Annotated in this window: 9 protein-coding genes; 5 read left to right on the forward strand and 4 right to left on the reverse strand. The window is 52.8% G+C overall.

Features of this window, described 5'->3' with window-relative positions; all coding sequences use genetic code 11:
- Positions 1-114: 114 nt before the first annotated feature.
- Together Dpoa569_RS00520 and Dpoa569_RS00525 are read right to left on the reverse strand one after the other, a co-directional pair.
- Positions 115-1,458, reverse strand: coding sequence for a 2-hydroxycarboxylate transporter family protein (locus Dpoa569_RS00520; RefSeq protein WP_042867626.1), 1,344 nt, complete (start codon positions 1,456-1,458; stop codon positions 115-117).
- Between the two features lie 523 nt (positions 1,459-1,981).
- Positions 1,982-3,985 (reverse strand): methyl-accepting chemotaxis protein, encoded by a 2,004-nt coding sequence (locus tag Dpoa569_RS00525; protein WP_128569800.1) that lies wholly within the window; start codon positions 3,983-3,985, stop codon positions 1,982-1,984.
- A gap of 908 nt (positions 3,986-4,893) precedes the next feature.
- On the opposite strand from Dpoa569_RS00525, the gene dppA reads away from it, so the two are divergent.
- The 5 genes from dppA (at position 4,894) to dppF (ending at position 10,654) form a co-directional block, all read left to right on the forward strand.
- On the forward strand, positions 4,894-6,501 hold the full coding sequence (gene dppA, locus Dpoa569_RS00530; protein ID WP_042867628.1) for a dipeptide ABC transporter periplasmic-binding protein DppA: 1,608 nt from the start codon (positions 4,894-4,896) through the stop codon (positions 6,499-6,501).
- Between the two features lie 210 nt (positions 6,502-6,711).
- On the forward strand, positions 6,712-7,731 hold the full coding sequence (dppB, locus tag Dpoa569_RS00535) for a dipeptide ABC transporter permease DppB (protein ID WP_042867630.1): 1,020 nt from the start codon (positions 6,712-6,714) through the stop codon (positions 7,729-7,731).
- 12 nt (positions 7,732-7,743) lie between these two features.
- Positions 7,744-8,646: a dipeptide ABC transporter permease DppC gene (gene dppC / locus Dpoa569_RS00540; RefSeq protein ID WP_042867631.1), complete on the forward strand. Its 903-nt coding sequence runs from the start codon at positions 7,744-7,746 to the stop codon at positions 8,644-8,646.
- A 23-nt stretch (positions 8,647-8,669) separates the two neighbouring features.
- A complete protein-coding gene (dppD, locus tag Dpoa569_RS00545; protein WP_042867633.1) occupies positions 8,670-9,650 on the forward strand; it encodes a dipeptide ABC transporter ATP-binding protein in 981 nt (326 codons plus the stop codon).
- An 8-nt stretch (positions 9,651-9,658) separates the two neighbouring features.
- A complete protein-coding gene (gene dppF / locus Dpoa569_RS00550) occupies positions 9,659-10,654 on the forward strand; it encodes a dipeptide ABC transporter ATP-binding subunit DppF (RefSeq protein WP_371810636.1) in 996 nt (331 codons plus the stop codon).
- Positions 10,655-10,726: 72 nt separating this feature from the next.
- Here dppF and Dpoa569_RS00555 read toward each other — a convergent pair whose 3' ends face one another.
- Positions 10,727-11,974: a type II toxin-antitoxin system HipA family toxin gene (locus Dpoa569_RS00555; RefSeq protein ID WP_042867637.1), complete on the reverse strand. Its 1,248-nt coding sequence runs from the start codon at positions 11,972-11,974 to the stop codon at positions 10,727-10,729.
- On the reverse strand, positions 11,967-12,239 hold the full coding sequence (locus tag Dpoa569_RS00560; protein WP_042867639.1) for a helix-turn-helix domain-containing protein: 273 nt from the start codon (positions 12,237-12,239) through the stop codon (positions 11,967-11,969). The genes Dpoa569_RS00555 and Dpoa569_RS00560 overlap by 8 nt, the downstream gene beginning before the upstream one ends.
- Positions 12,240-12,493: the final 254 nt, after the last annotated feature.

A 12,493-nucleotide genomic window follows, 5' to 3' on the forward strand; every position in this document is an offset into this window, starting at 1 on the left:
GTCCAATAACATCAAAACGACAAAGCCACGAACGACGTGGCTTTTTTACTGGACGCATAAAACGAAAAAGGCCACGGAATCCGTGGCCTGTGGTATGGCAATCAGTGGACTTGATTACACCAGCCAGCCCAGCAATAGGGTGGCGGCGATCACGGTAGAAGCACCGCCGATACGGGTGGCGATTTGCGCGAACGGCATCAGCGACATACGGTTGGATGCTGACAAGATAGCCACGTCACCCGTGCCGCCCAGGCCGCTGTGGCAGCTGGTCACGATGGACGCTTCGACCGGATACATCTTCAGATAGGGCGCGATGAAGAAGCTGATCAGTGCCATTGAAAGCACCACGGAACCGCACACCACCACATAGCCGACGGAGAACACGGCTACTACGCTTTCCAGCGGTACATACAGCATACCCAGACCGATCATCAGCGGCCACACCAGCGAACTGGACACGAACTTATAGAAGCTATTAGCGCCGGTTTCCATGCTGGACGGGATGATACGACCGTATTTGCACAATACGGCGATCAGAATCATCAGCACTGGGCCGGGGATATGCAGCACTTTTTCAAACAACCCGCCGACGATGAAAAAGGTACAGATCAGCAGCAGGCCACCGCCCATCAGGTGGAAATCCACCGTTTTCGGCGCGTCTTTCACTGCAAACAACGCATTATCAGCTGCGTTGCGCACCAGATTACCATTACCGTTCAGATCACTGCGCCATACGCCGATACGGGCCAGCACACCAGCGCAAATGATGGCGAAAATATTGCCAACTACGGCGGCAGGTGCCAGTTGGGCGACGTACACATCCGGTGCCTGGCCGAGGATGGCGGAATAAGCCAGCGACAGCGGCAGGATGCCTTCGCCGATACCACCACCGATGATCGGCACGATGATGAAGAAGAAGGTGTGATAGAAGCTGTAGCCAAACAGTTTGCCCACCAGTAAACCGGTCACTACCGCCGTAAAAGTGCCCACTACCAGCGGAATGAACATGCGGATCATGCCCTGAATCAGGATCACGCGATTCATACCGAGAATGCTGCCGACCACCAGGCTGGCGATGACAAAGTAGAGAAAGTTGGCGTCTTTCATCAACAGCTTGACGGTATCGAGCGTGTTGGCATTGAACAGGTGAAAATACACCAGAACCGACGGCACCATCAGGCAGAGGATCGCCGGACCGCCGATTTCTTTCAGTACCGGAATACGCTGGCCGATATAAGCCAGCAGGAATCCCATGGTCATAATAACGGCGAATCCGCCGATCATGTTTTTAGGTAAGTAACTGGCATAGGAAGCAATAAATACAATCGCGGAAATAACCAGAAAGAGAATAAAAGGCACAGATCCAATGCGGATTTTATTTACGCTCTCCAGTAAGCCTGAGGGCGCTGTATTTGTGAGCGGGTTGTCGCTCATGATTTCAGTTTCAATGTTTTTCATTATGTTCACCCGGTAGTAGCGGTATAAAGGCAGAGATAATGAACTCTCTCTGCAAGACGTGAAAAATGGTGTTAGGGCGCAAAGCTCGTGGCAATGCGGTACAGCGTCAACGACGAGTGCGATGTTATTTTTTATAATAATCTGGGATGTAATCTAGCATGGACAAATGTTAAAAATAATAGCCTTTAGCTGCAGATATGAGGGAATTGTGAACCTAACGGCAATTCATCTTTAAATAACTTAATTCACTGTTTTGTAATTAAAATTAATTTGTGGGTGTTATGGGGGAATAATTATATGGAAGGGTTACTTTTCTGCTGTTAAAAGTAACACGTCAGGAGTAAATAAAAAATAAAATTTTAAAAGTTATATAAATAAAATAGTCATAAATAATGGCAGGGAAAATCAGCACCGGGATGCGGCCTAAAAACAAGGTATGTTCTGTGTTTGATTTGCCGACCCGGTGAACTATTCCCGTCATGGGTACCTTATGCTCACCGGGTGGCAGATTTACCTGTTAGTTTTATACCGTTCTGGGTAATGCGTGTTGTTGTCTTGCATGACCTTGTTGCCCCGTATGACCGTGCTGTCCTAAATGGAAGTGTTCTATCGCCTGAGCCAACAATATGGCTTGTTCTTCCAGCGAACCCGCCGCCGCAGACATCTGCTGCACCAGCGCCGAGTTTTGCTGTGTTACACCGTCCATCTCGTTCACGGCAATCGTCACCTGGCTAATCCCTTTCGCCTGCTCATCCGATGCGTTAACAATTTCATTGATAATGGTTTGCACCGAACTGACGGCGTGGGTCATTTCCTGCATGGTTTTACCGGCATTGTTCACCAGTTGCACGCCAGTCTCGACACGCTGGCTGGATTCTTCAATCAGTGCGGCAATCTCTTTGACGGCATTGGCGCTGCGTTGTGCCAGACTGCGAACTTCCGACGCCACTACCGCAAACCCTCGGCCTTGTTCACCGGCGCGTGCGGCTTCAACCGCCGCGTTCAGCGCCAGGATGTTGGTCTGGAAAGCAATGCTATTGATCATCGTGGTAATGTCGCCAATCTTTTTCGCACTATCGTCGATCTGCGCCATGGTTTGTACGACCTGGCTAACCAGCGTTTCACCGCGTTGGGCGATTTGTGTGGCATTTTCGGTTAATGCGGTGGCCTGATGAGCATTGTTGGCATTATGTTTCACTGTGGCGGTGATCTGCTCCATGCTCGCGGCGGTTTGCTCTAATGCGGCAGCTTGCTGCTCGGTGCGGGAAGCCAGATTAATGTTGCCGCTGGCGATCTCCGTGGCACCCTGATGTACCGCGTCACCTGCTTCTTTGATTTGTTCCACAACCTGTCGCAGCTGTGATTGCATGGTGCGCAGAGCGAAAAACAGGCTGCTGCGATCATTAGGTTTTACCGCAATGTCATTGTTTAGCTCCCCTTTGGCAACCGACAGCGCAATGGTGGCGGCTTCGAGTGGTTCGCCGCCAAGCGGTTTAAGCACTTTTCTGCTGAACGTTAGCCCCAGTAATGCACTGACCAACAGAATACTGAGCACCATGAGAATCAAGGCATTGGTTAATTGTTGTTTGGCGGCCTCCATCACCTTACTGACTGGCGCAACGACCCCCAGATACCATTTATCAGCACTGTTGCCGATGGTGATGGGATACCAGGTCACCAGCGCTTTTTCGCCTAATATTGCATCGTCACGTTGTACTATCTCTGAAGTAAGGCTATCTGTTTTCTCCTGCCAGACTTTGCTCGTCATGGACTTATCCGGATAGGAGACGACTTTTCCCGCGCTGGAGAGCAGCATCGCGTAGCCACTGCCCGCCCAGGGCTTAATCTGATTAATGGTTTGCTGTAATGATGCAAGAGAAATATCCGCAGTAACAACGCCAAACAGTTTTCCTTGCGAAATCATGGGGGCCGCTACCGACGTCAGCAACGTTGGGACGCCGTTGTAAGCGTACGAATAGGGTTCAATTAAGGTATCTTTCTGGCTCTTTTGCGGCAGTAAATAGTAATCGCCCTGGCCAGGCGTCAGGTAGGAAAGCAGCGGATTCATTTTGTAATTGCCGGCCTGATCACGGTCAACAAACCAGGCATAACGGCCTTTGGGCGGCTGACCAGGCTTATTTATAAACTCTGCATCGCGCCCGTCAAAAGCGTTCTCTTCAAAAATAACCGAAACCGAGAGGTAATCCGGATTGTCCCGCAGAGCGTATTCCGTCACTTTATCGACCGCTGCACGGTCTTTAATGCCGGCGGCTGGCAGAGCAATTAATGCCTGACCGAGGTTATGCGCCACGTCACGGTCATAATTGAGTCTCTGTTGAATTTTTAGCGCTTCATTTTTAGCAATCTGCTGTAAATAACTATCAGCCAGTGCTTTTTGTTCACTGCTGGATTGCCAGCTCAGTACTCCAATCGTGACTGCAAAACCAAGAGCAATCGTCAATGAGCCTGTTAGCAACATTTGGGTGCGGATACTCATTGTTTTTTTAGGTATTGATTGTTTGACCATCATGGTTCTCCTGATGTTAATTCCTGTCGTAAAGGGTGTTGCTGTGTGTTGGGGTTATTGTTATTGAACTATCGGCGTTGTTGACATGAATGTTAAAGATGAATGAATGCAACCAGAGATTAGGAGGGGGGGCAGCATCATTTAGCGATGGTGTTACGGTTCTCCTTTTGTTTTTAAAAATATATAAAAAACAAATGGTTGTTTGGTTTTAATGCGTTGTGTCGAGGCATCAGATCATGGCTTTTCGCTGTGGTATACCGTTTTTTTATAGCGCGCAAATAGTTGTCCAATGGTCATCGATGATGATAGTAATGCATCATCGCAACGAAGCTTTTGTCAGTATTTTCACCTGATTTTAACATTTCTAACACGCTTTTTTGTGCAGTAATTCACCATTCGAGAGGATTTTCCTATGAGTTATTATGTGGTGATAATTATTGTCTGGCATAAATTGTGTGGTTTTCTCTGTTGGTTTTTCTTTTTTTTGTGGGTTTTATCACTAATAAAGTAATGATTTTAGCTAACTTTATATCTTAATGATTCGGGGGTTTCTGTTTGTAAATCCTGACAGGGAATATTGACGCGATTGTGATCTGTTGACACATTGTGGGCGTCACAAGGAGGAGGACGGCAGAGTACCTGGAATCATTATGGTTGATCCGACAGGGCTGGCAGGGTTTTTCCTGCTTGTCCCGCACTGTTGTCTCTCCTATTTACTATTACATCAGTCTCCGGGCGCGAGCTTTGGGCTGAATATAGAAGAAAAAGTACAGACCACCGCGATAAATATCACCGCGATAACCCGAATTGCGATAACCCTGTTGCAATCACAACAGTCGCGATGACAACAGTCGCGATGACAACAACTGGTCTGACTGACACACAACATCCACAATGGAGTTCATGTAATGGCTAAATCCCTGATGAAATCAAGGGTGCTGAAATTCAGCCTTGGTTTGCTGGCGCTGTCCGTTGCCGCCGGTGTACAGGCAAAAACCCTGGTGTATTGCTCAGAAGGTTCTCCGGAAGGCTTTAACCCACAGTTGTTCACGTCTGGTACCACTTTTGACGCCAGCTCCATTCCTATTTACAACCGTTTGGTCGAGTTCAAGAACGGTACTACCGAAATTGAGCCGGGTCTGGCCGAAAAATGGGACATCAGCGCCGACGGTAAAACCTACACCTTCCATCTGCGTAAGGGCGTGAAGTGGCAGGACAGCAAAGAGTTTAAACCGGGCCGCACGTTTAACGCTGACGACGTACTGTTCTCCTTCCAGCGTCAGTTGGATGCCAACCACCCGTTCCATAAAGTCTCCGGCGGTAGCTACGAGTACTTTGAAGGCATGGGGATGAATGACCTGATCAGCAAAATCGAGAAAGTGGATGACTATACCGTCCGCTTCCAGTTGAACCACGCTGAAGCGCCGTTCCTGGCCGACCTGGCGATGGATTTTGCGTCTATTCTGTCCGCTGAATACGGCGACAAGATGCTGAAAGCCGGCACACCGGAGAAAATCGACCTGGACCCGATCGGCACCGGTCCATTCCAGTTGCAGCAGTACCAGAAAGATTCCCGCATTCTCTACAAACGTTTTGATAGCTTCTGGGGCACCAAGCCGGGCATTGACCGTCTGGTGTTCTCTATTACGCCGGATGCTTCTGTGCGTTACGCCAAGCTGCAAAAAGACGAATGCCAGGTGATGCCGTACCCGAACCCTGCCGATCTGGCCAGCATGAAGCAGGACAAGAACATTGAACTGCTGCAAAAGCCGGGCCTGAACGTGGGTTACCTGTCGTTTAACGTCGAGAAAAAACCGTTGGATAACGTGAAAGTGCGTCAGGCACTGACGTACGCGGTGAACAAGCAGGCTATCATTGATGCGGTGTATCAGGGGGCTGGTCAGGCTGCGAAAAACCTGATTCCACCGACCATGTGGGGCTATAACGACGACGTTAAAGACTACGCTTACGATCCCGCTAAAGCTAAAGCGCTGCTGAAAGAAGCCGGTCTGGAAAACGGCTTTGAGATAGACCTGTGGGCGATGCCGGTACAGCGTCCGTACAACCCGAATGCTCGTCGTATGGCGGAAATGATTCAGGCTGACTGGGCGAAAGTGGGCGTGAAAGCCAAGATCGTTACCTACGAATGGGGTGAGTACCTCAAGCGTGCTAAAGCCGGTGAGCACCAGACCGTGCTGATGGGGTGGACCGGCGACAATGGGGACCCGGATAACTTCCTGGCGACGCTGTTTAGCTGCGACGCAGCGCAGAAAGGCTCCAACTACTCCAAGTGGTGCTACAAGCCGTTTGAAGACCTGATCCAGCCAGCTCGTGCGGTGTCTGATCAGGCTAAACGTATCGAACTGTACAAGCAGGCTCAGGTAGTGATGCACGATCAGGCTCCGGCGCTGATTGTGGCGCACTCCACCGTGTATGAACCGATCCGTAAAAACGTGAAAGGCTACGTCATCGAGCCGCGTGGCGTGCACAGCTTCAATCACGTATCCGTAGATTAATTATCTCATCACGTCACATTTATGGGCGATGGCAGCGCTGTCGCCCCTGTTGTTTTTGGAAATGCGTGTTTCTGGAGACGCGTGTTTCTGTAGGGGAACGACAGGGGACGCTTCAACGCCTGTTTTAACGCAGTGAGCAATGTCAGGCTCGATGGTGAGCACCATCGGGCCATTTATCTCTATAAAGAGAACGCACAGAGAGTTCGGGATATGTTGCAGTTCATACTCCGTCGTTTGGGGCTGGTTATCCCAACGTTTATCGGTATTACCCTACTAACTTTCGCTTTCGTGCACCTGATCCCCGGCGACCCGGTGATGATCATGGCAGGAGAGCGTGGTATTTCCCCGGAGCGCCACGCGCAGTTGATGGCGGAACTTGGGCTGGACAAGCCTCTCTGGGAGCAATACGTCCATTACATTTACGGCGTGCTGCACGGCGATCTGGGCATGTCCCTGAAGAGTCGCGTCCCGGTGTGGGATGAATTCGTGCCGCGTTTCAAAGCTACGCTGGAGCTGGGCGTGTGCGCGATGATTTTCGCGGTGATCGTCGGCATTCCGGTTGGGGTAATGGCGGCGGTCAAGCGCGGTTCGGTGTTTGATCATACCGCCGTCAGCGTGGCGCTGACCGGTTACTCGATGCCGATTTTCTGGTGGGGCATGATGCTTATCATGCTGGTGTCGGTACAACTGAACCTGACGCCGGTATCCGGTCGGGTGGGCGACACCGTGTTTCTGGATGATTCCCTGCCGCTGACCGGTTTTATGCTGATCGATACCTTGATTTGGGGTGCGGAAGGCGACTTCAAAGACGCGGTGATGCACATGGTGCTGCCAGCCGTTGTGCTCGGCACCATTCCGTTGGCGGTGATTGTGCGTATGACGCGCTCGGCGATGCTGGAAGTGCTGGGCGAGGATTATATCCGTACCGCTCGCGCCAAGGGGTTGAGCCGCCTGCGGGTGATTGTGATACATGCGTTGCGTAACGCCATGCTGCCAGTGGTGACGGTGATTGGCTTGCAGGTGGGTACCATGCTGGCCGGTGCCATCCTCACAGAAACCATTTTCTCCTGGCCGGGGTTAGGCCGCTGGTTGATAGACGCGTTGCAGCGTCGTGACTACCCGGTGGTGCAAGGCGGGGTATTGCTGGTCGCCACCATGATCATTTTGGTGAACCTGCTGGTGGATGTGCTCTACGGCGTGGTGAACCCGCGCATTCGGCATAAGAAATAAGGGAGACGCGGGATGACTCACGTTACCGAATCCGCAGCGACGGCTGCGCCGAAGCCCATGACCCCGTTGCAGGAGTTCTGGCACTACTTTAAACGTAACAAAGGGGCCGTCGTCGGCCTGGTGTATATCATCCTGATGCTGGTGATAGCGATTGGTGCCAGCGTACTGGCTCCGCACGCACCGGCTGAACAGTTCCGCGATGCGCTGCTTAAACCGCCGGTTTGGCAGGAAGGCGGCAGCTGGCAGTACATTCTGGGAACTGACGATGTGGGCCGCGACGTGCTGTCGCGCCTGATGTACGGCGCGCGTCTGTCGCTGCTGGTGGGCTGTCTGGTGGTGGTGATGTCGCTGATTCTCGGCATCGTGTTCGGGCTGCTCGCCGGTTACTTTGGCGGTGCGGTTGATGCCGCCATCATGCGTCTGGTGGATATCATGCTGGCGCTGCCGAGCTTGCTGCTGGCGCTGGTGCTGGTGGCCATTTTTGGCCCCTCCATCGTCAATGCATCACTGGCGCTGACTTTCGTGTCGCTGCCGCACTATGTGCGTCTGACCCGCGCTGCGGTGCTGGTGGAAGTGCACCGCGACTACGTGACCGCCTCGCGCGTGGCGGGGGCCGGTCCGTTGCGTCAGATGTTCGTCAACATTTTCCCTAACTGCCTGGCACCGTTGATCGTGCAGGCATCGATGGGTTTTTCCAACGCCATTCTCGACATGGCTGCACTTGGGTTCCTCGGCATGGGCGCACAGCCGCCTACACCGGAATGGGGCACCATGCTTTCCGACGTGCTGCAGTTTGCGCAGAGCGCCTGGTGGGTGGTGACGTTCCCCGGTCTGGCGATTCTGCTGACGGTATTGGCATTTAACCTGATGGGGGACGGCCTGCGTGATGCTCTCGACCCCAAACTCAAGCAGTAACATGCAGTGATAGAGGTAGAGAGATGGCGTTACTCAATGTAGAGAAACTGTCGGTGCACTTTGGCGATGAGGGGCTGCCGTTTCGTGCGGTAGACCGCATCAGCTATCAGGTGGAACAAGGGCAGGTGGTCGGCATCGTCGGCGAGTCCGGTTCCGGCAAATCAGTCAGTTCACTGGCTATCATGGGCTTGATTGATTTCCCCGGCAAAGTAATGGCTGACCGGCTGGAATTCAACCAGCGTGATTTGCAGACGCTCTCCGACAAGGAGCGGCGTCAACTGGTGGGGGCGGAAGTGGCGATGATCTTCCAGGACCCGATGACCAGTCTCAACCCGTGTTACACCGTAGGCTACCAGATTATGGAAGCCATCAAGGTGCATCAGGGCGGTAACCGTAAAACCCGCCGTCAGCGGGCGATTGACCTGCTTAATCAGGTGGGAATTCCCGACCCGGAATCCCGGCTGGATGTGTATCCGCACCAGTTGTCGGGCGGGATGAGTCAGCGCGTGATGATTGCGATGGCGATAGCCTGTCGGCCAAAGTTGCTGATAGCAGACGAACCGACGACGGCGCTGGATGTGACCATTCAGGCGCAGATCATCGAATTACTGCTGGAATTGCAGCAAAAAGAGAACATGGCGCTGATCCTGATTACCCACGATCTGGCGCTGGTGGCGGAAGCGGCGCACCACATCATTGTGATGTACGCCGGGCAGGTGGTGGAATCTGGCAAGGCGGCGGATATTTTCCGCGCGCCGCGTCACCCCTATACCCAGGCACTGTTGCGTGCGTTGCCGGAATTCGCGGTCGATAAGTCTCGTCTGGCGTCGCTGCCGGGCGTGGTGCCGGGTAAGTACGATAGGCCGACCGGCTGTCTGCTTAATCCGCGCTGTCCGTACGCCAGCGATCGTTGCCGTCAGGAAGAGCCTGAGATGCGGGATATCCCCGGTCGCCAGGTGAAATGTCACACACCGCTGGATGATGCGGGGAGGCCAACCGTATGAGCCAGACCATGAATGCCGCCGGGCAGCCGTACCTGCTCGAAGCGATTGATTTGAAAAAACACTACCCGGTGAAAAAAGGGCTGTTCGCGCCGGAGCGACTGGTGAAAGCGCTGGATGGTGTGTCCTTCACGCTGGAGCGCGGCAAGACGCTGGCGGTGGTGGGCGAGTCCGGTTGCGGCAAGTCCACGCTGGGCCGCCTGCTGACCATGATCGAAACCCCGTCACACGGCGAGCTGTACTATCATGGGCAGGATCTGCTCAAGCCGGACCCGGCGGCGCAGAAGCTGCGTCGGCAGAAAATCCAGATTGTGTTCCAGAACCCCTATGCATCGCTCAATCCGCGTAAAAAGGTCGGGCAGATCCTGGAAGAGCCGCTGGTGATCAACACTGATCTCACCAAAGCGGAACGCCGCGAGAAGGCGCTGGCGATGATGGCGAAAGTCGGCCTGAAAACCGAACATTACGATCGCTATCCGCACATGTTTTCCGGCGGCCAGCGTCAGCGTATCGCCATCGCTCGCGGGCTGATGTTGGATCCGGACGTGGTGATTGCCGATGAACCGGTGTCCGCACTCGATGTATCGGTGCGTGCGCAGGTGCTGAACCTGATGATGGATTTGCAGCAGGATCTGGGGCTGTCTTACGTGTTCATCTCGCATGATTTGTCGGTGGTGGAACACATTGCTGACGAAGTGATGGTGATGTACCTGGGCCGTTGTGTGGAGAAGGGCAGCAAGGACGCGATTTTCAACAATCCGCGCCACCCGTACACCCAGGCGCTGTTGTCTGCGACGCCGCGCCTGAACCCGGATGCTCGCCGCGAGCGCATCAAGCTAACCGGCGAGCTGCCAAGCCCGCTAAACCCGCCGCCGGGCTGCGCCTTCAACGCCCGCTGCCAGCACCGTTTCGGCACCTGTACCCAGTTGCAACCGCATCTGAAACCGCACGGCGAACAACTGGTTGCCTGCTTCGCGGTGGAGCAGGAAGACAGTCAGGCAAGCTGACGTCTGTGGTGAGACAGAAACACGGCCCCGATTAAAACCGGGGCCTGTTTATAAGTGGCGGGATAGCGCGCTTTATTCTCTTAATTGCCGCCATTTGCTATCGATCTCCTGTTGAATGGTGGTGATCAATGGTGCTGGGAGGCTGAAATGGCGAGCTTCCCGGTGAAATTCTTTCGCAATATCGTATAGTTCATCAACGATGTTGAGCACGGCGTTGGCTCCTGACAGACCCGCTTGTCCGGCCAGTTGCTCCATTGCGCTTAAGGTAATACGTGAGCCGTGACCATTAAACGCCGTCATATGCTCTCCCTGTGGTGAGGGGCTGTAGACCACGTCATAGAATGGGGAAAGCCGCCAGTGGTCGTGATCGTCTGCCAGAAAAGAGAAATTTTTAGCGTGATCGTCCTGATTGACCAACAAATAATTGAATAATGCCCGGCGCAATAATTTTCTTGCTTCTCCTACACCGCACAGTAGTCGTGCTGCTTTAACCAGATCGACGTAATCCAGAGAGGGGGCTCGAAAGTTTGCATCCAGTAAGCCACTGGCAGATGCCATGTGTAATCGACCTGCTTCACCTATACAATCAAATCGTGACTGCTGTAACCAGTAGTGCCCTTCACCAATATGAAGTAACTCGAAATCAGCCACATCAATACCAGCCTGCCTGGCTATTTTCATATAGATATATTCGATCTGGCTTTCAGTATGCTGGAGCGCGAACTTTTCTGAAGTGAGCTTGATCAGCAGCTTATCGCCCACGGTATCCTGACGAGTGGTAAAGGTACCGTCAGGCTTTTTTGTCACGCTGAGCTTCGGTCTGGCGCCACCAGAACCTCCAGCATTCATCAAGTGTGCAATCAGACTGGATTCCGTGCCTTCGAACTCTTCGATAGCGGCGTGGCCCAGTTGGATCAACTCAATAACCTCTTCACCAACGCCATCAGAACGGGGCATCGCCGGTTCATAGCGTAATGCACCTGGGCCTCGGTGACCGATGAAAGCGAGCCTTTCCAGTGCCGTAATCTGGGCGGGGTTATAACCCTGTTGGCGGAAAAAGCGGTCCATAAGATACAAGCCCCAGCCATCAGGTAGACTGTCAGCAAATATGCCGTGTAAGCCATAGTGAGGTTGGCGTGGTGCAGCCTGAAGCTGACCAGTAAATTCCAGATTGAAAGGGCTGAGAGAGGAGTTGTGGCTGGCGAGATAGTCTGCGTTGTACTGGAAATAGACGCCCTGTCGGTTTTCCGCCAGTTGTCCAACACGTTCTTCCCGGCCATCACTTAGGCGGCGTATGACTTCCAGCGGTACACTAAGCATTTTTAAGCACCTCTTCAATGCTGGTGGGGGAATGTGCCTGGCTGGTGAGTGCGTTGAGATCGTTCAGGTTACCCAAGGCTTCGTACAACATCAGAAACTGTCTGAGAGAGATATTACCTGTCGCTTCAAATTTGCGGATGGTGCTGTTGGGGACACCGGACTGCTGGGCCAGCGCATCAACAGAGAGTTTGCGATGTTTGCGCATCGCTTTCAGATGTTGTTTTAGTTTCTGTTGAATGTCGTAAGCCGTGTATAGCGATAGCATCTTGAGGCTCCTGATGGTGTTTTGTTGTCACTATGATAGCAATTAATGAGGAGGGATAGTATTTTTTGCTACTATGATGTCATTTTTATTTGGTCATGCCTTCGTGCTGAGGTGTGGGGGCGTTGCTGGTGATGATGGGATTGCTGGTCAATGTATTTGGCGCGCGGCTATGGTCGTTGCGGTTGATTCGTTCATCGTAATATGGCTGGCGAAGGTTGGGAGCCAACCTGTTGAGACCGTTTGCGCCACATAAT

This window comes from Dickeya poaceiphila (assembly GCF_007858975.2).
Taxonomy (GTDB): domain Bacteria; phylum Pseudomonadota; class Gammaproteobacteria; order Enterobacterales; family Enterobacteriaceae; genus Dickeya; species Dickeya poaceiphila.

Excerpts from the sequence above, each read along its gene's own strand:
- Dpoa569_RS00520 (WP_042867626.1), bottom strand. The coding sequence starts at position 1,458 with ATGAAAAACATTGAAACTGAAATCATGAGCGACAACCCGCTCACAAAT.
- Dpoa569_RS00525 (WP_128569800.1), bottom strand. The coding sequence starts at position 3,985 with ATGGTCAAACAATCAATACCTAAAAAAACAATGAGTATCCGCACCCAA.
- dppA (WP_042867628.1), top strand. The coding sequence starts at position 4,894 with ATGGCTAAATCCCTGATGAAATCAAGGGTGCTGAAATTCAGCCTTGGT.
- dppB (WP_042867630.1), top strand. The coding sequence starts at position 6,712 with ATGTTGCAGTTCATACTCCGTCGTTTGGGGCTGGTTATCCCAACGTTT.
- dppC (WP_042867631.1), top strand. The coding sequence starts at position 7,744 with ATGACTCACGTTACCGAATCCGCAGCGACGGCTGCGCCGAAGCCCATG.
- dppD (WP_042867633.1), top strand. The coding sequence starts at position 8,670 with ATGGCGTTACTCAATGTAGAGAAACTGTCGGTGCACTTTGGCGATGAG.
- dppF (WP_371810636.1), top strand. The coding sequence starts at position 9,659 with ATGAATGCCGCCGGGCAGCCGTACCTGCTCGAAGCGATTGATTTGAAA.
- Dpoa569_RS00555 (WP_042867637.1), bottom strand. The coding sequence starts at position 11,974 with ATGCTTAGTGTACCGCTGGAAGTCATACGCCGCCTAAGTGATGGCCGG.
- Dpoa569_RS00560 (WP_042867639.1), bottom strand. The coding sequence starts at position 12,239 with ATGCTATCGCTATACACGGCTTACGACATTCAACAGAAACTAAAACAA.